The 23,281-nt window shown below is 53.1% G+C and carries 18 protein-coding genes; 10 read left to right on the top strand and 8 right to left on the bottom strand.

The features are described 5' to 3' along the window. Positions 1–335 precede the first annotated feature (335 nt). Entirely contained in the window at positions 336–752 is a 417-nt protein-coding gene (locus FHS90_RS07860) for a BrxA/BrxB family bacilliredoxin (RefSeq protein ID WP_066830231.1), read from the top strand. Positions 753–1,136: 384 nt separating this feature from the next. On the opposite strand, the gene FHS90_RS07855 is transcribed toward FHS90_RS07860, so the two are convergent. The 3 genes from FHS90_RS07855 to recQ form a co-directional block, all read right to left on the bottom strand. Beyond that, a complete protein-coding gene (locus FHS90_RS07855) occupies positions 1,137–2,420 on the bottom strand; it encodes an acetyl-CoA hydrolase/transferase family protein (RefSeq protein ID WP_066830227.1) in 1,284 nt (427 codons plus the stop codon). A 136-nt stretch (positions 2,421–2,556) separates the two neighbouring features. After that, positions 2,557–3,861 carry a phosphoribosylamine--glycine ligase gene (gene purD, locus FHS90_RS07850; protein ID WP_182512614.1) on the bottom strand — a complete coding sequence of 435 codons (1,305 nt, stop codon included), beginning with the start codon at positions 3,859–3,861 and terminating at the stop codon, positions 2,557–2,559. 172 nt (positions 3,862–4,033) lie between these two features. Continuing rightward, positions 4,034–6,211 carry a DNA helicase RecQ gene (gene recQ / locus FHS90_RS07845; RefSeq protein ID WP_066830224.1) on the bottom strand — a complete coding sequence of 726 codons (2,178 nt, stop codon included), beginning with the start codon at positions 6,209–6,211 and terminating at the stop codon, positions 4,034–4,036. Between the two features lie 71 nt (positions 6,212–6,282). Here recQ and FHS90_RS07840 point away from each other — a divergent pair, with 71 nt between their 5' ends. Then, positions 6,283–7,251: a KpsF/GutQ family sugar-phosphate isomerase gene (locus tag FHS90_RS07840; protein WP_182512613.1), complete on the top strand. Its 969-nt coding sequence runs from the start codon at positions 6,283–6,285 to the stop codon at positions 7,249–7,251. A 3-nt stretch (positions 7,252–7,254) separates the two neighbouring features. After that, entirely contained in the window at positions 7,255–8,331 is a 1,077-nt protein-coding gene (locus FHS90_RS07835) for a mannose-1-phosphate guanylyltransferase (RefSeq protein ID WP_182512612.1), read from the top strand. Between the two features lie 819 nt (positions 8,332–9,150). Here the strand turns inward: FHS90_RS07835 and rlmB are convergent. The 4 genes from rlmB to FHS90_RS07815 form a co-directional block, all read right to left on the bottom strand. Continuing rightward, positions 9,151–9,963, bottom strand: a complete 813-nt coding sequence (gene rlmB / locus FHS90_RS07830) for a 23S rRNA (guanosine(2251)-2'-O)-methyltransferase RlmB (RefSeq protein ID WP_066830209.1) — start codon at positions 9,961–9,963, stop codon at positions 9,151–9,153. Between the two features lie 1,158 nt (positions 9,964–11,121). Beyond that, a complete protein-coding gene (locus tag FHS90_RS07825; RefSeq protein ID WP_182512611.1) occupies positions 11,122–14,100 on the bottom strand; it encodes a glycosyltransferase family 117 protein in 2,979 nt (992 codons plus the stop codon). 123 nt (positions 14,101–14,223) lie between these two features. Then, positions 14,224–14,853, bottom strand: a complete 630-nt coding sequence (locus FHS90_RS07820) for a T9SS type A sorting domain-containing protein (protein WP_182512610.1) — start codon at positions 14,851–14,853, stop codon at positions 14,224–14,226. Positions 14,854–15,034: 181 nt separating this feature from the next. Continuing rightward, positions 15,035–15,796, bottom strand: a complete 762-nt coding sequence (locus FHS90_RS07815) for a biotin--[acetyl-CoA-carboxylase] ligase (RefSeq protein WP_182512609.1) — start codon at positions 15,794–15,796, stop codon at positions 15,035–15,037. 40 nt (positions 15,797–15,836) lie between these two features. Here FHS90_RS07815 and rsfS point away from each other — a divergent pair, with 40 nt between their 5' ends. From rsfS to FHS90_RS07790, 5 genes are read left to right on the top strand one after another with little or no spacing between them, the layout of a single operon-like run. Next, positions 15,837–16,235, top strand: coding sequence for a ribosome silencing factor (gene rsfS, locus FHS90_RS07810; RefSeq protein WP_182512608.1), 399 nt, complete (start codon positions 15,837–15,839; stop codon positions 16,233–16,235). A gap of 47 nt (positions 16,236–16,282) precedes the next feature. Next, complete coding sequence (gene ftsH / locus FHS90_RS07805) at positions 16,283–18,391, top strand: ATP-dependent zinc metalloprotease FtsH (protein ID WP_182512607.1); 2,109 nt, start codon at positions 16,283–16,285, stop codon at positions 18,389–18,391. A 38-nt stretch (positions 18,392–18,429) separates the two neighbouring features. After that, entirely contained in the window at positions 18,430–19,080 is a 651-nt protein-coding gene (locus FHS90_RS07800) for a LutC/YkgG family protein (protein ID WP_066830190.1), read from the top strand. After that, the gene (locus FHS90_RS07795) at positions 19,064–19,843 is read left to right on the top strand and encodes a UDP-2,3-diacylglucosamine diphosphatase (RefSeq protein ID WP_066830188.1); all 780 of its coding nucleotides are present in this window, start codon (positions 19,064–19,066) and stop codon (positions 19,841–19,843) included. Before FHS90_RS07800 ends, FHS90_RS07795 begins: the two co-directional genes overlap by 17 nt. Beyond that, positions 19,824–20,654, top strand: a complete 831-nt coding sequence (locus FHS90_RS07790; protein ID WP_066830185.1) for a hypothetical protein — start codon at positions 19,824–19,826, stop codon at positions 20,652–20,654. Before FHS90_RS07795 ends, FHS90_RS07790 begins: the two co-directional genes overlap by 20 nt. A 90-nt stretch (positions 20,655–20,744) precedes the next feature. Here the strand turns inward: FHS90_RS07790 and FHS90_RS07785 are convergent, their stop codons facing one another. Then, positions 20,745–21,071, bottom strand: a complete 327-nt coding sequence (locus FHS90_RS07785) for a DMT family transporter (RefSeq protein ID WP_066830327.1) — start codon at positions 21,069–21,071, stop codon at positions 20,745–20,747. Between the two features lie 170 nt (positions 21,072–21,241). Between FHS90_RS07785 and FHS90_RS07780 the strand changes: the two genes are divergently transcribed. Further along, positions 21,242–21,880 carry a hypothetical protein gene (locus tag FHS90_RS07780; RefSeq protein ID WP_066830182.1) on the top strand — a complete coding sequence of 213 codons (639 nt, stop codon included), beginning with the start codon at positions 21,242–21,244 and terminating at the stop codon, positions 21,878–21,880. 147 nt (positions 21,881–22,027) lie between these two features. Further along, positions 22,028–23,092: a sensor histidine kinase gene (locus tag FHS90_RS07775; protein WP_066830179.1), complete on the top strand. Its 1,065-nt coding sequence runs from the start codon at positions 22,028–22,030 to the stop codon at positions 23,090–23,092. Positions 23,093–23,281: the final 189 nt, after the last annotated feature.

The following is a 23,281-nucleotide window of genomic DNA, read 5'->3' as shown; positions in this document are numbered from 1 at the left end:
TAAATGCTTTTGACTCTGATTCTAAATGAGTTTGCAAAACTACAAGATTGCCAAATAAATTCCAAGAACCACCCGTTAAAATTAACGAGATTCTCCCAGACCGGGGCCGGGCGTTTCGCCCCTCCCCTGCCGTTTTGCCCTGCAAAAGTACATTTTCTTTCTATAGCTTACTACGGCAACGCGCATTTTTCTTTACAGGAGCAGCCCGCACTGGCGCGCAGGAGAATAAGTACCCTTTTGGAAACCAGAACGGTGACTGCTGTGTTTTACACTTGATTTCGTAATTTTACCTCAGAAACAGACATTCATCCTTTTAATTACCCATACCCATGGCAATGTACCCTGAATATATGGTCGCTCCCATTAGAGAGGACCTTACCTCTGCCGGCTTTGAGCAACTGATGACGCCCGAAGAAGTAGAGAATGTGTTAAACCAGAAAGAAGGCACCGTACTGGTAGCCGTGAACTCAGTGTGCGGCTGCGCCGCCGCCAAAGCCCGCCCCGCCCTGAAAATGGCCGTAGCCAGCAGCGAGAAAAAACCCGCTAAACTGGTGACCGTTTTCGCCGGCATGGAAAGCGAGGCCGTAGCCAAGGCCCGCGAGTTCATGCTGCCGTACCCACCGTCTTCCCCGTCTATTGCCTTGTTCAAAGACGGCGAGCTGGTGCACGTGATTGAGCGCCACCATATTGAGGGCAATGACCTTACCCGCATTGTAGACAACCTGCAAGGTGCGTTTGAAGAGTACTGCTAAGCATTTGCTCCTTATTTGATTCAACAGAAAAGCCTGGCTTCTTTAAGTCAGGCTTTTCTGTTTTCGGCCTGTTTTGGTGAAAACAGGCCGAAAACGTGGTAGACGCTCGGAGGTCCTTCGGACGCTACGAGGTCAGTTTGTCCAAAAGATTGGCCGAAGAGTAAGTGCGTGGAAGTTACTTCCGCGCCATAGTCCTCATTTGTCAACCTGAAAGGACCTTATAGGCAAACTGTATTCCCGTTTACTGCAAAGCTTTTCTAGTCCGCCCACAAGGTCCTTTCAGGACGACAGGTGGAGTGAAGATGGACTAATTATGAGCGTTGCTACCAAGGCACTCCCCCACTAACAACTAACAACTAACAACTAACAACTAACAACCACCTCCTACAGCACCTTAAACCGTTCAAAAGCCAGCCGCTCCAGCTCCTCGCGGTGCGTGGGGTGCGCAATGCTGATCAGTTCTTTAGCCCGCTGCCGCAGGTTTCTCCCGTACAGATCGGCTATGCCGAACTCAGTCACAATGTAGCGCACGTGGGCGCGGGTGGTGGTCACGCTGGCACCCGGCTTGAGCATGTTGACAATCTTTGACTCGCCTTTGTTGGTGATAGACGGCAAGGCAATGATGGGTTTCCCGCCTTCAGAGAGGGCGGCCCCGCGCATAAAGTCCATCTGGCCGCCCACCCCTGAGAACTGGTAGGTGCCAATACTGTCAGCGCAGACCTGGCCGGTGAGGTCTACTTCAATGGCGCTGTTGATGGCGGTCACTTTGGGGTTCTGGCGAATGATGGCCGTGTCATTGGTAAACACGGTCTCCTTCATCACCACCGCCGGGTTGTCATCTAAGAAGTCAAATACCTTCTGCGTGCCGTTGACAAAGCAGGAGACAATCTTGTTTTTCAGAATCTTCTTACGCGCCCCGGTGATCACGCCTTTCTCTACCAGCGGAATGATGCCGTCTGAGAACATCTCTGTGTGAATGCCAAGGTCTCTGTGGCTGCCCAGCTGCGCCAGCACCGCGTCTGGAATGCCGCCAATGCCCATTTGCAGCGTAGCCCCGTCTTCTACCAGCGTGGCCACCAGTTTCCCTATCTGGGTCTCTACTTCGCCGCAGGGCTTGCCGCCGTGCTCCGGCAGGGGCTCATCTACCCACACTTTGGCGTGCAGCTTGCTCATGTGCACCACCCCATCACCGTGGGAGCGCGGCACCCGGGGGTTTACCTCGGCAATCACAATCCTGGCCGTCTCAACGGCAGAAAGCGCCACGTCTACTGAGGCCCCCAGGGTGCAGAACCCGTGGGCGTCTGGCGGGGAGACCTGCACCAGGGCCACATCTAGCGGCAGAATGTCCCTTCTGAACAGCAGCGAGATCTCACTCAGGAAAATGGGAATGTAGTCAGCGGTGCCCTCATTGAGCGCCTGCCTGATGTTGCCGCCCACAAAGCAGGCGTTGGTTTTGAAGCTTCCGGCGTACTCTGGGTTGGTGTAGGGGGCGGGACCCTCTGTGTGCATGTGAATGAACTCCACGTCGCGCAGTTCAGGGCCGCGGGCAGAAACAGCGTTCACCAGCCTGAGGGGCGTCATGGCGGCACCGTGCACAAAGACACGGTCTCCGGAGTTGATCAGTTTTACGGCCTCTTCTGCGGTGGTATAATCAGGTTGCAGTGACATGTTTATTTTGCTTGGTACTAATGTAGTCTTACGAAACTCAGCCGCAAAGATTCCCCTCTGGTGCTGTTCTTAAAATGACAAAGGCCAGCACGGGGGCTGGCCTTTGTCATTTTTGGGCTGATTTGGGAAAAACAGGCTAGAAACGGGAAGCAAGGTACTGCTTCAGGTCAAAGCCTATGTCATGCCTGAAATACCGCCCCTGCCACTTGATACGGGTAGCCGCCAGGTTGGCTTTCTCCAGGGCTTCCTCCATGTCTTCGCCCAGGCCGGTCACGGCAATCACCCGCCCGCCGTCTGTGACCACGGTACCGTCAGCGTTTTGCCTGGTGCCGGCATGGAAACAGAGGGTGCCTTCTGGCAGGACTTTCTCCAGCCCCTGAATCTCCTTGCCTTTCTCATAGTCTTCAGGGTACCCGCCAGAGACCAGGAAGATGGTGGTGGCAGAACGCGGGTCAATCTCCAGCTGGAACTGGCCCAGCTCATGGTCATGCAGCGCCTTGAACAGCTCAAACAAATCTGATTTGATGCGCGGTAGAATGGCCTCGGTCTCCGGGTCACCCAGGCGCACGTTGTATTCAATCACATATGGGTCACCGTTCACGTTCATGAGGCCAATAAACAGGAAGCCGGAGTACGGGATCCCCTCTGCCTGCAGCCCCTGCAGCGTTGGCTCAATCACCCGCTCCCGCACTTTGCCCATGAACTGGTCATCTGCAAACGGAACCGGTGAGACCGCGCCCATGCCGCCGGTGTTCAGGCCCACATCCCCTTCGCCAATGCGTTTGTAATCCTTGGCTTCTGGCAGCAGCACGTATTCCTGGCCGTCAGTGAGAATGAACGCAGACAGTTCAATGCCCTGCAGGAACTCCTCAATCACCACTTTGTCTCCGGCTGCGCCGAATTTACTGTGCTTGAGCATGCCCGTGAGGGCGAAGGCGGCTTCTTCATAGTTCTGCGCAATCACCACGCCTTTGCCGGCGGCCAGCCCGTCTGCCTTCAGCACCACCGGGTACGGGTGGTTTTGCAGGTAAGCCAGCGCCTGCTCATAGGTTTCTGAGGTAAACGTCTGGTAACGCGCCGTAGGGATGCCGTACTTGAGCAGAAACTGCTTGGAGAAGTCTTTGCTCCCCTCCAGCTGTGCGCCCGCTTTTTTAGGGCCCACCACCAGAATATGCTTCAGGTATTCTTTCTCGGCAAAATAGTCTGCAATGCCTTCTACCAGCGCGGCCTCCTGCCCCACTATCAGCATCATGATGTTGAAGTCAGCGGCAAACTTGGCCAGTTCTTCAAAGTTGGTGATGGAGATATCAACGTTGGTGGCAATCTGGGCGGTGCCGGCGTTGCCCGGGGCAACAAAGATGCTTTCGCAGTACGGGCTCTGGCCTATTTTCCAAGCCAAGGCGTGCTCACGGCCGCCGGAACCAATAATCAGAACATTCATACAGTCATGGTTTAAACCTGCGCCTGCAGCGCGGGTGTGACACATTGGGTGCAGTTCTGTTTTTGGCCTGTTTTTCAGAAAAGAGGCCAAAAACAGAGATAATTACAAAGGAAACAAAAAAAGCAGGTGAAGACCACCTGCTTTTCATTTTTCTCTTCGGCCGCGGCCGAAATTAGTTAGCGTACTTGGAGAGGAACTTGATGCGCATAAGGCGCAGGTCCTCTTCTGTGTAATCATCAGTGCCCAGTTCTTTGATGGCCAGCGCCATGTTGTCTGAGGTGGCCGACATAAAATAATCTATCACCTCCTGCTGGCGGTCCTGGTCTAACACATTATTGATATAGTAGTCCAGGTTCAGCTTGGTGCCCGAGTAGCAGATGTGCTCAATCTCCTCAATCAGCTCTGGCATGGTGATGCCCTTAGACGAGGCAATCTCCTCCAGGTCCATCTTCTTGTCTATCTGCTGAATGACGTAGATCTTGAGCTTAGACTTGTTTACCGTGGTTTTCACCACCACGTCTGCGGCGGTGACAATGTCATTCTCCTCTACATACTTGGCAATGAGTTCCAGGAACGGCTTGCCAAACTTCTGCACCTTGCCCATGCCCACCCCGGCAATGTGCGCCAGGTCTTCTCTGGTGGTGGGGTAGGTGGTGGCCATCTCTTTCAAAGAAGGGTCCTGGAACAGCACGTACGGCGGCAGGTTCATGTCTTTGGCCAGCTTCTTGCGCAGGGCCTTGAGCATGTCAAAGAGAACGGCGTCATGGCCGGCAGAGGCCTGGGTTTCCTCTTTCTCCTCTTCCTGCTGCACCTCCTCGTCAAAGTTGTGGTCTTTGGCAAATTTGATGGGGTGCGGGCTCTGGATGAAGTTCTCGCCTTTCTCAGAGATTTTCAGGGTCCCGAAGTTCTCAATGTCCTTCTCCAGGAAGTTGAACAGCAGCGCCTGCCGGATGATGGAGTTCCAGAAGGCGGCATCCTGCTCTTTGCCGGCCCCAAACACCTCCAGCTGGTCATGGCTGTAGCTGTCTACGTACTGGTCTTTCATGCCGGTGAGCACGTGCACCAGGTGGTCCATGCCAAAGCGCTGGTTGGTCTGCACTACGGCTTTAAGGGCCAGCACCAGCTCCTCCTGCGCCTCAAACTTCTCTTTGGGGTGCACACAGTTGTCACAGAAGCCGCAGTCTTTGTCATAGGTCTCCCCAAAGTAGTGCAGCAGCTGCCGGCGGCGGCAAACCGCCGAGTCTGCGTAGGAAGCCATTTCCTGCAAGAGCAGCTTGGAGTTGTCACGCTCGGTGACCGGCTTGTCTTTGCTGAACTTCTCCAGCTTGACAATATCATCATAGCTATAGAACATGAGGCAGTTGCCCTCCAGCCCGTCACGGCCGGCGCGGCCTGTCTCCTGGTAATAGCCTTCTATAGACTTAGGCGTGTCATAGTGAATCACAAAGCGCACGTCTGGTTTGTCAATGCCCATCCCGAACGCAATAGTGGCCACAATCACATCAGCATCTTCATTCAGGAACGCATCCTGGTTGGCCATGCGCACGTGCGAGTCCAGCCCCGCGTGGTACGGCAGCGCCTTGATGTCATTCACTTTCAGGAGCTCGGCAATCTCCTCTACCTTTTTGCGGCTGAGGCAGTAGATGATGCCGCTCTTGCCTTTGTTCTTCTTAATGTACTGGATGACCTGCTTCTTGGTGTTGTGCTTGGGGCGCACCTCATAGTACAGGTTGGTACGGTTGAAAGAAGACTTGAACACTGAGGCGTCATCCATCTGCAGGTTCTTCTGGATGTCCAGCTGTACCTTAGGCGTAGCCGTGGCGGTCAGGGCAATAATGGGCAGATCGCCAATATTGTCAATGATCCCGCGTATCTTACGGTACTCGGGCCTAAAGTCATGCCCCCACTCAGAGATACAGTGCGCCTCATCAATGGCCACAAAAGATATTTTGGCCTGCTTCAGGAAGTCGAGGGTTTCTTCCTTGGTCAGGGACTCAGGGGCTACGTAGAGTAAGCGCACTTCGCCGCTCACGGTTTCCCGCTTCACCTTGTTCATCTCTGCCTTGGAGAGCGTGGAGTTCAGGAACTGGGCGTTCACCCCAAAGGCGTTCAGCTGGTCTACCTGGTTCTTCATAAGCGCAATGAGCGGCGAAATCACAATGGCCGTCCCCTCCATGGCCAAAGCCGGGAGCTGGTAGCAGAGAGATTTTCCGGCACCAGTGGGCATGATCACAAACGTGTTCTTGCCCGCCATGATGTTTTCAATGATAGCCTCCTGGTTCCCCCTGAATTGACTATAGCCGAAAACTTCCTTTAATTTGTCCTTTAATGATTCTTGTTTTACTAACATGTAATCGTCTTGTTTTAAGAAACAAGTTTTGGGTGTTATCTTTTTGTTGTCTTGTCTAATACAAATCTAACTTGAATCTCACGAAAAATATCAAAAATATTGCAAAAAATGTGTTGCGCGAAGAAGCGGCCGCCGTTCTTCAATTAGCAGACTACATAAATGATGACTTTGAACAGTGCGTACAGGCCATTTTGGCCATAAAAGGACGCGTAGTGGTCACGGGCATAGGAAAAAGCGCCAACATTGCCACCAAGATTGTGGCTACGTTCAACTCAACCGGCACCCCCGCCCTTTTCATGCACGCCGCAGATGCCATTCACGGCGACCTTGGCATGATACAATCTGAGGACTTTGTAATCTGCCTCTCTAAAAGCGGAAACACGCCAGAGATTAAAGTGCTGGTGCCATTGCTCAAACGCAAAGGCACCCAGCTGGCGGCCCTGGTCTCCAACGTAGACTCTTACCTGGCCCAGCAGGCAGACTTTGTTTTGAACGCCACCATTGAGCGTGAAGCCTGCCCCCACAACCTGGCCCCTACCACCAGTACCACCGCCCACCTGGCCCTGGCAGACGCCCTGGCCGTGTGCCTGCTGGAATCCCGCAACTTCAGCAGCGAAGACTTTGGGGCCCTGCACCCCGGCGGCTCCCTGGGCAAGCGGCTCTACTTGAAAGTTGATGATATTTATAAGCAGAACGCGGCGCCCAAAGTAGCCAATGACGCCACCCTGAAAGAGATTATCATTGAGATTTCTTCTAAACGACTGGGCGCAACTGCCGTTGTAGACCCTGCGGGCCAGTTAACGGGCATTATCACAGACGGCGATTTGCGCAGAATGCTCTCCAACTTTGAGAACCTGCACGGCATCAAAGCGGCAGACATCATGACTCCTTCCCCGCTGACCATTGACTGTGAGGCCTATGCCGCCGAAGCGCTGGCCACCATGCAGCAAAAAAATATTACCCAACTGATTGTGGTGAAATCAGGTAACTTTGCGGGGTTCGTGCACCTGCACGACCTATTGAAAGAGGGACTAGTATAAGAAATGAACGAAAATACCTATGTAGTGGTCATGGCGGGAGGCATTGGGAGCCGGTTCTGGCCTATTAGCCGGGTAAGCCACCCCAAGCAGTTCCATGACGTGCTGGGCACCGGTGAGAGCATGCTGCAAACCACCGTGAAGCGGTTTGCCACTGTCTGCCCCCCTGAGAACATCTACGTGGTGACCAACCGGGAATACGCCTCGCTGGTGCGGGAGCATCTACCTGAGCTACCAGAGAGCCAGCTGTTGCAGGAGCCTATTGGCCGCAACACGGCCCCCTGCATTGCCTATGCGTGTTATAAAATAGCCAAGAAGAACCCCAGCGCCAACATTGTGATTGCCCCGGCAGACCACGTCATTTTGCGCGAAGATGCGTTTATCAGCTGCGTGAAAGAAGGGCTGGCTGCCACTGCCAATCAAGACATTCTGGTCACCCTGGGCATCAAGCCCACCCGCCCTGACACCAATTACGGGTATATCCAGTTTATAGATGAGCCCAACAGCACCCTCAAAAAGGTAAAAACCTTTACTGAGAAACCGTCTGTTGAGATTGCGCAGATGTTCCTGGACAGTGGGGAGTTTGTCTGGAACGCGGGTATCTTTATCTGGAACGCCAAAGCCATCATCAAGGCGTTTCAGCAGTACCTCAATGAGATGGCAGACACGTTTGAAGAGGGTACCCCGGCGTTAGACACTGACCAGGAGGAGCAGTTCATCAACACCGCCTACTCCCATTGCCGCAACATCTCTATTGACTACGGGGTCATGGAAAAGGCAAACAATGTGTTTGTGATCCTGGGAGACTTTGGCTGGTCTGACCTAGGCACCTGGAACTCCCTTTACAGCCTCTCTGAAAAGAACATTGATGACAACGTGGTCAACGGCAACGTCTTGTTGTATGATGTGCACAACAGCATCATCAGGGCACCAGAAAACCACCTGGTAGTGGCACAAGGGCTTGACGGCTACATTATTGCCCAGCATGACAATATCTTAATGATCTGCCGCCGGGAAGATGAGCACAAGATAAAGGACTTTGTGGCAGACGCCAAGGCCATAAAAGGCCAGAACTATATATAAGACTTTCCTTGCAGGTAACAAAAAAGAGCGGGGCTGCTGTCAAACCAGCGGCCCCGCTCTTTTTTGTTACCTGCAGCTACGCCGTTATAACACCTGTTCGGTTTTCGGCCTGGTTTCAGGAAAACAGGTCAAAAACAGAAGGGGCTCCTACCCGCGCAAAACACCTGAACCTTCACCAGGTATTTGTGAGGCCGCGTCTAAAAGGGTTCTTTTGGCGGTTCCTGCTGTTTCTATCAAACGGTAGGTACAACCTTTCCGCTGAGTCAAGTGGAGCCAACCGCCTTGGGTGGCGGCAGTACATGTTCCATCCAGAAGAAGCGTCCAGTCAAACCCTGCCGGCCAGAGAGAGCTGTTTTCAAAAGTTACCTCCTGCCCTTACACCTTAGCCCTGCCCAATGGGTGGGTACTTAGAAAAACCTGAGGGGCCGGAGAAAGAGTTGCCAAAAAAGGGGAAGCGTGACAGTAGCAGCAGGGTAATCTGCCGCTGGGCGGGTCCTGGTAGACATACCGGTGTAGGTGCCTTCACTCAAAAAGGCAAGGGCACCCGTTCTTGCTCTTCAATCTCATCAAAGCAAGAGAAGGAGAGCAAAGCTACCATTACCAGCTTATTCTTCATTGGTACGCTTTTACCCAGAAGACCCGTTGCCCGCCAAAAAGAATGCCCTGCTTCTGGTGAAAAATAAATGAAATGGCTGTATCAAGAGCTGGACTGGCCGGGCCCACCATTCTGTTTTGAGCCTGTTTTCTCAAAAACAGGCTCAAAACAGAGAAGCCGGTGTGCTCTAAATGAACCCACCGGCTTCTCTGTTTTGCAGAATACTATGCCTTCTGCCGCTGCCGCAACGCCTCAAACAGGATGATGCCACTGGCCACCGACACGTTCAAGGACTGGATCTGGCCGGTCATAGGGATTTTCACCCGCACATCGGCGCGCTTCAGGTACTCAGGGGAGATCCCGTCTTCCTCGCTCCCCATCAAGATGGCAATTGGCCCGGTCAAATCAACGGCGGCATCGGTGAGGGTCTCTTCGGCTTTCTCTGTACAGGCAATTACGCGTATGCCAGACTGCTTCAGGAAATGCAGCGTTTCTTTCAGGTTGGGCTCTCTGCACACAGGAATAAGGTTCAACGCCCCCGCCGATGTCTTCAAAGCATCTGCGTTGATCTGGGCGGCTCCCCGGCTCGGGATCACAATGGCATCTACCCCCATACACTCAGCGTTACGGGCAATGGCCCCAAAATTGCGCACGTCTGTGATGCGGTCCAGCACCATCAGCACCGGGTCTTTCCCTTTCTCAAACAGAGAAGCCACTATCTCATCTAACGGAGAATAGGAGATAGCCGAAAGATAGGCCACCGCCCCCTGGTGGTTTTTCCTGGTCAGCTGGTCCAGCTTCTCACTAGGCACCAGCGAAACCGGAATATCAGCCGCCTTGGCCATCTCGGTGATTTCCTGGCTGATGCTGTGCTTCACCCCCTTCAGCAGATAGATCTTCTCCAGAGTCTTACCGGCGTGCAGTGCCTCCAGTATCGGCCGCAGGCCGAAGATCATCTCCATTTTATCTGCCTTCGGCTGGCTGTAGTACCTTTTTGGCCCGCCACCTTCTCTATCTCTGTAGTTCCTTTTTTCCATGTTTATGCTTGCTGTACAGAAAACAACGCTTCTGTTGAAAGCACAAAGGTAGCCATTTCATCAGAAACGATAACATTCCCGGTCATGGGCAAAGCTTGGTTTGCCCCGGCCCCTGCGGCCAGCCAAAGAATCTGCCGCCTCTTCTCGCCGCCAAAGGGTTATTCCCTTTCCCTGAACCACTTTGGGGCAAAGCCTGAATTCCTGTTTTCGGGCTACTTTTTTAAAATCAGGCCGAAAACAGGAACGAAAAAACAGGGGCCAGAAATAACTAGGAGTTATCTTATACATTGAAGCTGTTGAGGGTTGCCAGTTTTCTGCAGTTCAGCGGCCTTGGCTGGCGCAGGCGTACATTTGTGCCCACGTTTTGGATCTGATTTCAGGAAAACAGCCCAGAAACAGAGGGAACCCCTACCCGTTCTGAACCCTACCCCTTGATCAGTCATGTTTGGCATAACGTCTATGTCTCAAATTCTTAACCATTGTGAAAGGAGGACAAGCTGTTTAATTGTGTTTGCCTCTTTACAGCACGCAGAAGGAAAGCAGTACAATCAGGAATAACTCAGGTTTAGGAATAGGTAAAAACTGCCCCCCCCCCCCGAAGACAGGCCCGTTACGTGCTACGAGGAAAGAGGCCGTTTTCCCTGATTGGCAACCCGGAAGCAGGTACTGAGGGGATTTGCAATCCCGGCCCCTTCTCCCTTGGCTCCTGTAACGCGGATGGCAAATCGGCGGGATACATTCAGTTTGGGAGTGCAAATCCCGAACAGCGGAGAACTTAACGGCTCTGCCCGGCCCGGAGGGGGAAGTTTTGGTTCTTGCATAGGAAAAACCGGGTCAATAATCACTACTACTATTGGCCCGGTACTCAGTTGGCCAGAAAGAGGGCTTTTTTTCAGAAACAGCTTCTCTGCCCACTTACGTTAAAGCAATCCTGTTTTGGGGCTGTTTTCGCGAAAACAGCCCCAAAACAGGATTGCTTCCCAAAAGCCACCGTAGTCATTCTCCTCTTCTCAAAAGCACACGGCTCATTCTACTACCAGCAGAACCTAATTTCCAGTTTCATACCTGGCCACTCTTCCTCTTGAGAGCAGTTGAGCAGACCCAAAAAAAAAGAGGCCGCAACTAAGCGGCCTCTTTTTCTAAACAATGCAAACTGCCTTACCTGGACATCTGGCCGTAGTACTGCATGAATCTCTGCTCAATTTCAGCGGACTTCTGCGTCATGCCAATTTGGCGGCTGGCCTGGATCAGCTGCTGCATGATGAACAGGTTGATCCTGATCTCCGTGTCAAACAAGGCACTCTGGTTAAAATAATACCGCAGCGCATCATCTGCGCGCTTAGACATGACATTGACAATCTCTTCGGCCTTTTTCTGCTCCCCTACCTCATGCAGCGGCACCACGTAAGGCGGAATGTAGTAGTCATACGGAATGGCGCTGTCAGGCATTTTCTCCAGGCTGTGGTTCAGAATTTCCTTCGCCTTGGCTTTGTTCCCCTCCTGCAGATAGGCCACCGCCAACTGGTAGTATTTGTCACGGGCGTTGGCCGGGAACCTGAGATAGTTCTCGTCATAGAAAATATCTTCACGGTCCAGGTTGCGCCATGACATTTTGTTCATCATGTTGTCATACATGATGTCTTTGGCAATGTACGCCGCTGACTCTGGGTTGGTGTTCAGCACCGGCACTATACGGTAGGCAAGGCCTTCCAGCTGCAGGTAGTTGTCTAAGCCCACAAAGTCTGAGTTATCTGCCGTGGTAGAGAAATATACCGGGCGCTGCCAGTTATTGTTGGCAATCAGGTCAAGAATAGCCAGGTGCTTCTTCTCAAGGCCGCCTTTGTTCACCGTCCAGCGCATTTGGCTCACAATGGAGTCTTGCCGCTCTGCGGGAACGGCTTTGGCCGCCAGCACCGCCTGCTTATCAACATTCAGCACAAAGTTCTTGGTTGGGAAAGAGAGGTACGTACGGCCGGCCCTGTCTCCAATCTGCAGTGCCTCATGGTTCTGTTTCACCAGTTGAATAAACTGTTTCAGGTCCATACCGCCGGCTACTTCTGGCCGCTCAACATAGGGCAGGTAGTCATTGATTCCCTGGCGGTAGTTCTCGTTCTCAAGGCTCATAGGGAACGGCTCAGACTGGTACGCCTGCCGTTTCATCTGGTCAAGGTACCAGTCTGTGTTCATGTAGCTGAGCACCGCCACGCGCACATCTGTCCTGAAGCCTTCCACCTCCTGCACATACCACAGCGGGAACGTGTCATTGTCGCCATTGGTAAAGAGGATGGCGTTAGGGGCCACAGAGCTTAACAGGTTGCGGGCAGAGTCAACAGAGTGGTAACGGTCTGAGCGGTTATGGTCATCCCAGCCCTGCGCGGCCATAAGGCCCGGTGCCAACAGCCCCAAGACCGTGGCCAGAACACCCGCCAGCACCTCCGTCCGTAAGGTTTTCCGCAGGAAATCAGCTATGGCCAGCACGCCCAGCCCTATCCAGATGCTGAACGCATAGAAGGCCCCGGCAAAGGTATAGTCCCGCTCCCGCGGCTCAATGGGCGGCTGGTTCAGGTAAATGACAATGGCCAGACCGGTAAAGAAGAACAAAAGCCCCACCACAAAGGCGTCGCGCTGTTTCTTTCTGATCTGGTAAATAAGCCCCAGGATTCCCAGCACCAGCGGCAGCATGTAGAAATTGTTCCGGGCTTTGCTTTCGGCTACGCGCTCAGGCAGCCCCTCGTTTCCTTCCCAGGGCCACAGAACCCCAGACTGCTGAATGTCACCGTCACGGCCCACAAAATTCCACCCGAAATAGCGCCAGAACATATGGCCCATCTGGTACCGGAACAGGAAGCTCAGGTTGTCTGAGAAAGAGGGTTTCTGCCCTTCGCGCACGTCTACCCATTTCTGGTACTGCGCAATATGGCCGGGCTGGTTGCTGTACAGGCGGGGCAGCAGCACTTTGTCTTTGGAGTCATATACGGCTTCTACCTTACGGCCCACCTCTATGTACTTGTCTTTGCCCTTGATGTACTGCGCGCCGCCTTCTTTCTGGTCAATGGGCTCTGCGTTGTACTGGGGCCCAAACAGCAACGGACGGTCCCCGTACTGCTCCCGTTTCAGGTAAGACACAAAGGAAACAATGTTCTCAGGGTCGTTCTCATCAATGGTAGGGTCATAGCCAGACCTGATGGGAATGATAAGGTAAGAAGAGTAGCCAATGAGCACAAAAATAAAGCTCACCAGGGCAGTATGGAGGGTTCTGTTTCCGGTTTTGATGGCATAGCGCACAGCCCAGACCAACCCGCCAATAAACAGGGCCACAAAAATGATCACCCCGGCCCCAAAAGGCAACCCCAGGCTGTTGATAAAGAATACCTCAAAGGCTCCCGCCACAGACGGCAACCCGGGAATCACCCCCACCAGCACCACGCCCAGAATGAGAGCGCTGGCCACCATGGTGAGAACTGCCCCCTTGGTAGAGTATTTCTTCAAACGGAAGAAGAAGATAAATGCCAACGCCGGAATAGCCACCAGGTTCAATAAGTGGGCACCAATAGAGAGGCCCACCATGTAGGCGATCAGGATCAACCACTTGTCTGAGCTGACGTCATGCGCCCGGCTCTCCCACCGCAGCATGGCCCAAACCACAAAAGCGGTGAAGAAAGAAGACAAGGCATACACCTCGGCCTCTACCGCGCTAAACCAGAAAGAATCTGAGAACGTGAACGCCAATGCGCCCACCACGCCGCTTCCCATGATGGCAATGGTCTGCCCCAGGGTAGGCTCTACGGTTACCGGCTGGCCGGCCACGGCCGTTGGCAGTATGATTCTGCGCGCCAGAATGGTAATGGTCCAGAACAGGAAAAGCACCGTAAAGGAGCTGGACAAGGCAGACAGGAAATTGATCCACCAGGCTACCTGAGAGGTGTCCCCCCCGGCAAACAGAGAGAAAATACGGCCTAATAAGAGATAAAAAGGCGCCCCGGGCGGGTGCGGCACTAACAACTTATAAGAAGAGGCAATGAATTCACCGCTGTCCCAGAAACTGGCGGTTGGCTCTAGGGTTAAAATGTATACGATGGTAGCCACCGCAAACACCAGCCACCCCACCAGATTGTTGATCCGATTGTATTGCAACATGTTGTTTGATGATTGAATCCTCGAAATTAGCAATTTTCTGAAAGTCTGCCGTCTGGCAGTGCAGATAAATAAAAAAAAGAGCCAGCGGCGGCTGGCTCTTTCTATAACTTGCTCAGTGATATCTTATTGTTGCTGCAGGATCAGACGCTTGGTTTCCACCATTTTCTCATTCACCAGCAGGCTGTAGAAGTACACCCCGGCAGGCAGCGGTGACAGGTCAATCACAATGGTCTCTGAGGCAGAGCCTTGATTTACCGGAAACTCTTTATAAATCTTACCAATGGCGTTGGAGATCCTGATCTTGTAATTGTCATCGCCCAGGGCACTTAAAGAAATTTTAGTGATCCCCCTAGACGGGTTAGGGTACGCGGTCAGCGAAGGAATCAGTTTCACTTCTTTGGCTGCCTGCACTGAGGCCACCCGGGCAGAACTTGCAAACACCCCCTGCAGCGTACGCACCCCCGGCTTTGGGGCAGCAACGTTTGAGGTCTTGCTCAAATACAGGAAAGGCGAATATTTTTTTGCGTTGGGGTTGTAAGACGGCAAATGCAGGGCCGCTGAAATCCCAAAATCAGTGATGGTCAAACTGGCAGCCGTTCTCCAGCTCAACAAAACCGAATCAGATTTTGCTGTCTCTGCGGCACGGCCATGCGTTGGCAATACCCCTGGTATCACTCCAAAAGAGGCGGCTTTGCTCCCAAAGACCAGGCCTACAGAAAGAATTCCCAATAAAACGCGAGTAAAGATTTTCATACCATATAGAAAAGAAATAAGTACCACTTATCTGATTGGCTCAAATATAAGATTACCAAAGCAGAATACAAACATTCCCTAAGAAAAAACACCAGTTTTATCCACAAAAAGAACAATTGTCTCTTTGCTCAGTCTAAGCTGTTTTAGGGCTACTTTTCTGAAAACAGCCCCAAAACGCTTGTTAGTCTATCACATACCTGATCTCCTGGAACTGGAAGAACTGCAATTTTTGTTCCAGAAGCACCGCAAGTCTACCTGAGGTGTCAACCCCGGTGATCTGCCCTTGCACCCGCTGGCCGGCCACCTCAAAGGCATGCCATTCCTGGTACCGGTACAGGTGCCGCAGGTATTCCTGCTTCTGCGCCGGGGCTGCCCCGCCCCTGAGCCCCAGGTAGCGGCGCTCCAGGTTCTCCAGCAGTTGCTCCACAAGCCTGCCAAGCGGCTGCTGCTGCCCCGTGAGCAGCGCAAAAGAAGTTGCCTTTGGGTGCTGAAATGAGGTTTGGTTAATGTTAAGCCCAATTCCTACCACAGATTGTTGCAGACGTGGGCCAGAAATGGTGTTCTCTATGAGAATACCGCCTAACTTGCGGTCATGGTGGTAGAGGTCATTGGGCCATTTGAGGGAGCTGCCCTCTGGTACGTACAAGCGCACTAAATCCAGCACGGCCAGGGAGACGGCAATGTTAAGGGAGAACTGCTGCTGGGCATCCAGAAAAGTTGGCTTTAAAATCACCGACAACGTAATATTTTTGTCGGGTTCCACGTCCCAGGAGTTGCCCCGTTGGCCCCGGCCGCCGGTTTGGGCCCCTGCCACTATGACACAACCATCAGTGGCTTCATTTTTGTTAAGAAGCTCCTGTGCCACGCTGTTGGTTGAACGGCACTCAGGCAGAAAAACTAGTTGCTGGCCAACAAAGAGTGTATTAAGCGAAAACTTTTGCAAAGACTTTAGTATTTTTGAAGATCAAATTTATATTTCCCAGATGAAACACAACAAGATTCAGGACAATTCCGACATATTGGCAGAACTGGTGGTAAAAGGCATGCAGGAAAGAAAAGCTGCTGACATTGTCGTTCTTAACCTGAAATCATTGAAAAACGCCGTCTCAGACTACTTTATCATCAGCTCGGCCAATTCAGACACCCAGTTAGATGCTATTGCCAGCTCTATTGAAGAGGAGGTATTCAAACTCACCAAAGAACATCCCTGGCAGAGCGAGGGCCGTACCAACCGTGAGTGGGTGGTGCTAGACTACGTAGATGTAGTGGCGCATATCTTTTTGAAAGACAAACGTAATTTCTACGCCCTGGAAGAACTTTGGGGTGATGCTGAAATTACGCACGTAGCGTCTGAAGAAGGCTCTACACCGGCTGCTTTCTAAACCAAAAGCCAGCCAGGAGGTTTACTTTTTATTGAAGAGAACAATCCATGACAGAAAAACCAGACAATAAGAAAAAGAGGAAAATCATCCCGAACACCCCGCCCCGCCCTACCATGCAGATTTGGGTGCTGGCGGCTTTGGTGCTCTTCATTTTTGGCCTCACCTATTACAACAACCTCAACGCCACGGCAGAGATAAGACAACCGCAGTTTGAGGAGATGCTCCTGGCCCAGGATGTAAGCAAAGTAGCCGTTGTGAACAACAACATGGTAGAGGTAACCCTCAAGAAAGAGGCGCTCACTAATGAGAAGTACAAAAGCCTGCTAGACAACAGAGGCTCTTTTGGCACTGATCAGGGAGCTCATTTCAACTTTCCTATCATCACCGCAGAAGCCTTTAAGCAGGATTTTGACAAACTGCAGGAAAATGTACCCAGAGACCAGCGCGTGCCGCTGGAGATTGAGAAACGCACCGGGCTGTTAGAACTCCTGATGGGCTGGCCGTTCTTTATCCTGCTCATGGTGGGCTTCTGGTTCCTGATGCGCCGCATGGCCACCGGTGGCGCCGGCGGGCAGATTTTCAACATTGGCAAATCCCGCGCCGCGCTGTTTGACGCTGAGAACAAGGTGAAGATCACGTTCAAAGACGTAGCCGGCCTGGAAGAAGCCAAAGAAGAGATCCAGGAGATTGTGGAGTTCCTGAAAAACCCCACCAAATTCACCATTCTGGGAGGTAAAATCCCCAAAGGTGCCTTGCTGGTAGGTCCTCCGGGTACCGGTAAAACCTTGCTGGCCAAAGCCGTGGCCGGTGAGGCAGACGTACCCTTCTTCTCCCTGTCAGGTTCTGACTTTGTAGAGATGTTTGTAGGGGTGGGTGCCGCCCGCGTGCGTGATTTGTTCAAGCAAGCCAAAGCCAAAGCGCCTTGTATCATCTTCATTGACGAGATTGACGCCGTAGGCCGTAGCCGTAGCCGTGGCCAGGTGCCCGGTGGCAATGACGAGCGCGAGAACACCCTGAACTCCCTGCTGGTAGAGATGGACGGTTTCGCCACAGACTCCGGCATTATCATCCTGGCCGCCACTAACCGCCCAGACACCCTTGACTCAGCGTTGCTGCGCCCAGGCCGTTTTGACCGCCAGATCAGCATTGACAAGCCAGATATTGTGGGCCGTACCCAAATCTTTGGGGTGCACTTGGGCCCTATCACCCTGGCCCCAGATGTAGATGCCAAGAAACTGGCCGCGCAAACCCCGGGGTTTGCCGGTGCTGAGATTGCCAACGTTTGTAATGAGGCCGCCTTGATTGCTGCCCGCCGTAACAAAAAGGCAGTGGAGATGCAGGACTTCAATGACGCCATTGACCGCGTGATTGGGGGTCTGGAGAAGAAAAACAAAATCATCTCCCCAGAAGAGAAGAAAATTGTGGCGTACCATGAAGCCGGTCACGCCATTGCCGGCTGGTTCCTGGAGCACTGCGACCCATTGGTAAAAGTGAGCATTGTGCCCCGCGGGGTGGCCGCGCTAGGCTACGCGCAGTACCTGCCAAAAGAGCAGTTCCTGTACAACACAGAGCAGCTCATTGATGAAATGTGCATGGCCCTCGGTGGCCGCGCAGCCGAACAGATTGTGTTTGGCAAAATCTCTACCGGTGCCTTGAGTGACTTGGAGCGCATCACTAAAATGGCCTACAGCATTGTGACCATGTACGGCATGAACGCCAAAATTGGCAACCTGTCGTTCTATGACTCCAAGCAGCCTGACCATTCGTTCACCAAACCGTACTCTGAGGCTACCGCTGAGACCATTGACGCGGAGGTGCGCGGTCTGGTACAGATGGCCTATGACCGCACCATCCAGTTGCTAACTGACAAACGCCAGGAGCTGGAAGTGGTGGCACAGGAGCTGCTGGCCAAGGAGATCATCTTCCAGAGCGATCTGGAGCGCCTGGTTGGGAAGCGTCCGTTTGAGGCCCTCACCACCTACCAGGCCCACACCGCCGGAACAGACCGCAGCAAAACCCAAAGTGAGTTGGCCAGTGAGACCCACACCACCGCACCAACCGGTGCCCAGCAGAACCAGGAAGACACGCCAACGGCCGCTGAGCCAAACGGGTCTGAAAGTTCCGCCACCGGCGAAGGGACTACCTTCAGTTCTTAGCTGTTTTCTGAAAAGTAGGCCAAAAACAGAAATTCAACATGTACGAAGCCAAATCGAAAGAGATTGTGCTCCGCAAGGTGAGAGAGGCGCTGGCAAAGTCAGCGCCTTTTCTGCCTCCTACCCCTGACTTCAGCACCTCGGTCTACGGGCCGTTGCTGGAAGACCTTTCTGTGCAGTTTGCAGAGGCCTTCATTAGAAACAGCGGCACGTTTGTGTACTGTGAGAACGAAGAGGACTTCTTTGACCAGCTCTTTGAGTTCAAGAAGGAGCGCGGCCTTGACAACCTGTACGTCTGGGAGCCCGCCCTGAAAAAAATCCTGCACGCCGGCGGCATCCACTTCAACGGTACCGAAGAAGACTTTCTGGGCGCAGCCGAAGCCGCCCTCACCACCTGTGAGGCGCTGGTGGCCCGCACGGGCAGCCTCCTGGTCTCCTCTGCCAATGCCAGCGGGCGCCGGCTGTCTGTGTACCCGGCCATGCACCTGGTGGTGGCCAAGCTGTCACAGCTGGTGCCAGATATTAAACAGGCGCTTGCGTTCGTTCAACAGAAGTATGACAAGCGCTTGCCCTCTATGATTTCACTGGTGAGCGGCCCCAGCCGTACCGCCGACATTGAAAAGACCCTAGTGATGGGTGCCCACGGCCCCAAAGAACTTATTCTGTTCCTGATTGATGATCACACCGATTGACACGCTCCCTGCCGGTAAAAAAGTGTATTTCGCCTCAGATTTCCATCTGGGGGTGCCTACCCGGGAGAAAAGCCTGGCGCGGGAGAAAAAAATAGTTCGCTGGCTGGATCAGGTAAAGCAGGACGCACAGGCCATCTACCTGCTGGGTGACATCTTTGACTTCTGGTTTGAGTACCGGCACGCCATTCCGCGGGGCTTCATTCGGTTACAGGGCAAGCTTGCCGAAATCTCAGACAGCGGCATTCCCATCTACCTGTTCACGGGCAACCATGACATGTGGATGTTTGACTACTTCCCCAAGGAGCTGAACATTCCCATCATCCGGAAACCGGTTTCAACCCAAATTGGCCCCCATACCTTTTACATTGGCCACGGTGACGGGCTGGGCCCCAAAGACTATACCTACAAGGTACTCAAGCGTGTCTTCGCCAACAAAGGGGCGCAGTGGCTGTTTGCGCGGGTACACCCCAACCTGGGCATTGGCCTGGCCAACTTCTGGTCCAGGAAAAGCCGCCTGCAGAACACCGTGAAAGACGAAAAATTTCTGGGCGATGATGAGTGGCTTGTGCACTACTGCAACCACGTGGAAAAGCGGCAGCACCATGATTTCTACGTGTTCGGGCACCGCCACCTCCCGCTGGACCTGCCCATTGGGGAGAAAAGCCGCTACCTGAACCTGGGAGAATGGGTCAATTTTTGCTCCTATGCCGTATATGACGGTCAGCAACTCACGCTCACATATTTTGAGAAAGATCAAGCGTAACCTCTGGTTTCTATGGCTGGCGCTGGGTATCCTGCTGCCAGGGCGGCCCCGGGCGCAGACACCGGCCTGGGTGGTGGCTTTTCAGTCTCCGGCCAAAGGAATCACGCTGCACTCCATAGATCGGTTTGACCGCCTCTATGTTTCTGATGCCCGGCAGAACGTACTGCAGCTAGACACGCTGGGCAAGGTGATAAGCACCTTCTCCCCTCCTATTCAAGGCCGGGTGGCCATGGTGGAGGCCTGGAGCCCGGCCAAGATTACCGTCTTTTATGATGACCGCCAGCGGGTACAGTTGCTGGACCGTTTTCTCACGCCGCTGGGCTTGGCAGACCTGCGGGAGTATACAGACGGCACCGTGCGGGCCGCCACCCTGGCCGCCGATGACCGCCTCTGGCTTTTTGATGAAACCACGTTCCGGCTCCTGAAAGTAGACACCCGTTATACCAGAATAGCCCATGAAACCCCTCTGGAGCTGATCCTGGAGCGGCAGCAGCGTGACATCACCTTTCTACGGGAGTACCAGAGCAAGCTGTACATGGTAGACCGCCAGTCTGGCATTTATGTGTTTGACAACATGGGCAACTACCAGAAGAGAATTGCGGTGCCCCATCTGGCTTACGTAGGCTTTCTGGGAGATGAATTGTATTACCTTTCTGGCAACCAACTGCACTTCCAACACCTGTACACCCTCCAGACCCGCACCGTAGCGCTGCCTGAGAGCTCTACCCCCTACCGGCAGGTGCTGGCCGGAGATAAATTCCTGTACCTGATCACCCAGGATACCCTCCTGGCTCTCCGCTGGCGGAAATAGGAGAAGGTGCGTTTCTGGCCTGTTTTTCTGAAAATAGACCTAAAACAGAAACTACAGGCTGGTACTCCCTTTCTGGCCGGCTGTGAATACCTACTCCTTCGCCAGAAACTTCAGCCCCAGCACCCCGGCTATGATAAGGCCAATGCAGAGCAGGCGAATGGCATCTTTGGGTTCATTGAACAGGAAAATGCCCAGCAGGGCGGCCCCCACGGCGCCAATGCCCGTCCAGGAGGCGTAGGCGGTACCCAGGGGCAGTGATTTCATGGCCTGCGCCAGCAGCACAAAGCTCAGGATCATAATAATGACGGTGACCACGCTCACGCCCAGTTTGGTGAAGCCTTCAGAATATTTGAGACCAATGGCCCAGGCAACTTCACAGATACCGGCGGCAATCAGGTATAACCAGGCTGAGTTCATGTTCATCATGTTTAGAGTGAAGTAAGCAACTACTTTAGAACCTGTTAGCGTAGGTTCAGGCGGTTAGCCTCCGCTTTGGTCAGGTTTTACTTGTGTACTTACGGGTAAAATCTTTATTTGCAGAGAAGGCTACACCAATTTTTGCCGTTGCGTCTCTACTTCGCAAACTTATGAAAAAAGCAGTCTTAACGTGGTGCTTCTTTTGGGGCATTCTCCTGCTGGCGGCGGGGCAGCCTGCCGGCCTGGCAACAACAGAGCCCGAAACCCTGTTTCAGGGTGATGTGTCGCACAGCTTCTACTTTGCCCCGTCGCTCATGCTCACCCGCTGGCAAGATAGATCGGGCTTTATGGTGGGCGGCAAGGTGGCCTGGGTGCTGAACCAGAAGTTTGGGCTGGGGCTGGCGGGCTACGGGCTCACCACCCGCAACAACATTGGCGAAGTGCTGCAGTACGCCAACAACGTTTTTCTGCAGGTTGGCTACGGCGGCGCCCTGCTGGAGTACACCCCCAACCCTTCACGGCTCCTGCACTTCTCTTTCCCGCTGATCATTGGCGTGGGCGGCGCAGCCTATACCAATTCGCCGCTGGGCAACAACACCTCTAACCGCTACAGCTACGAGGTGTACCAGACAGACACTTTCTTTGTGATGGAACCGGGCGTGCAGGCAGAACTGAACATGGCCCGCTTCATGCGCCTGGGCCTGGCTGCGAGCTACCGGTTTGCCCAGGGGGTGGACCTGTCCAGGTCCAGTGACCGAGACATGAGCGCCCCCACCGTTTCCCTCACCTTTAAGTTTGGGAAATTCTAAAATGCCCCCTCCTCCTGTTTCTGGCCTATTTTCCTGAAAACAGGCCAGAAACAGGAAAGAATAGATAACTGCCATTGTTTCTTGAGCAGGCCGCTGCTCCCCCACCTGTACACTTAGCCTTTCAGGTTGACTCACCCAACCTTCTATATGAAAAGACCCTTTCATTTTAAACACAAGAAACTGGTGCGGTACAGCACCAACACCGGCATAGCCTTTCTTATCTTCTGGACCTTCTTTTTCATTCACCGCACCGGCCTGAAGGATTTTGAAGGGGATGACGTGTTCCGGCTGCTCTACAACTCAGTCATGGTGAATGTGATTCTGGAGGGCACCCGGCGCATTGCCAAGCGCCTGAGCAAGAAGTATGACTGGCGGGAGTTTGGCCTCAGGCGGTTTGTCTATGAATGGATTGCGGTACAGTCTTATATCCTGCTGGTGATGGTGCTCTTCCAGATCATTCCCAGGCTCATTCTGGGGCAGGTGGGCTCCTACAACTTCACAGACGCCGAGACCATACGGGACGTGAAAGAGGTGTTTGTGTTCGGCTCCATCATTCTGCTGTTTGTGCACTTCATCCGGTCCGGTATTTATTTTTACAACCAGTGGCACCGCTACCTGGTGCAGTCTGAGAAACTCAAGAAAGAGACCATCAAGGTGCAGTTTGAGTCATTGAAGCAGCAGGTGAACCCGCACTTCCTGTTCAACAGCCTCAATGCGCTGTCTTCACTCATTTACAAGGACCAGGACATGGCTGCCAAGTTTGTGGAACAGCTCTCAAAGGTGTACCGCTACGTGCTGGAGAACAAAGACAAGGAGCTGGTGCCGCTGTTCACTGAGCTGGACTTCATCTATTCCTACCTGTTCCTGCTCAAGATCCGGTTCCGGGAGAACCTGCGCGTAGACATTAACGTGCCTGAAGAACTGCAGAACCACCAGGTGGCCCCGCTCACCATGCAGCTGCTCATGGAGAACGCCATCAAGCACAACATTGTGAGCCGTGATGAGCCCCTCTACATTGACGTGTTTGTGGAAGGCGATTACATCATCATCAAAAACAATCTGCAATTGCGCGAAAGCCGGGAGGAGTCTACCGGCGTGGGCCTCAAGAACATCATCAACCGCTACAAGTTCATCACAGACAAAAAAGTGGGCGTTGAGGTGACCGCAGACAATTTCATTGCTAAATTACCGCTCCTTAGCAACGCCGCCTAAGCGCATGCATCAATGTAGCTCTTGCATGCCAAACCTGGGGCGAAAGGTTCTGGCTATACATTTTTTTAACAGCATAGCAGCGCTATGGCAGAGAAAGATAGAAGCTGTTTAGAGTTTAGATAGAAAGGCATTTGGCAAAGTTTCTAGTTTCTGTTTTTGGGCTGTTTTTCAGAAAACAGCCCAAAAACA

Origin of the sequence: Rufibacter ruber, from assembly GCF_014138425.1 — a bacterium.
Taxonomy (GTDB): domain Bacteria; phylum Bacteroidota; class Bacteroidia; order Cytophagales; family Hymenobacteraceae; genus Nibribacter; species Nibribacter ruber_C.
This window is presented reverse-complemented; position numbering and strand designations above follow the sequence as displayed.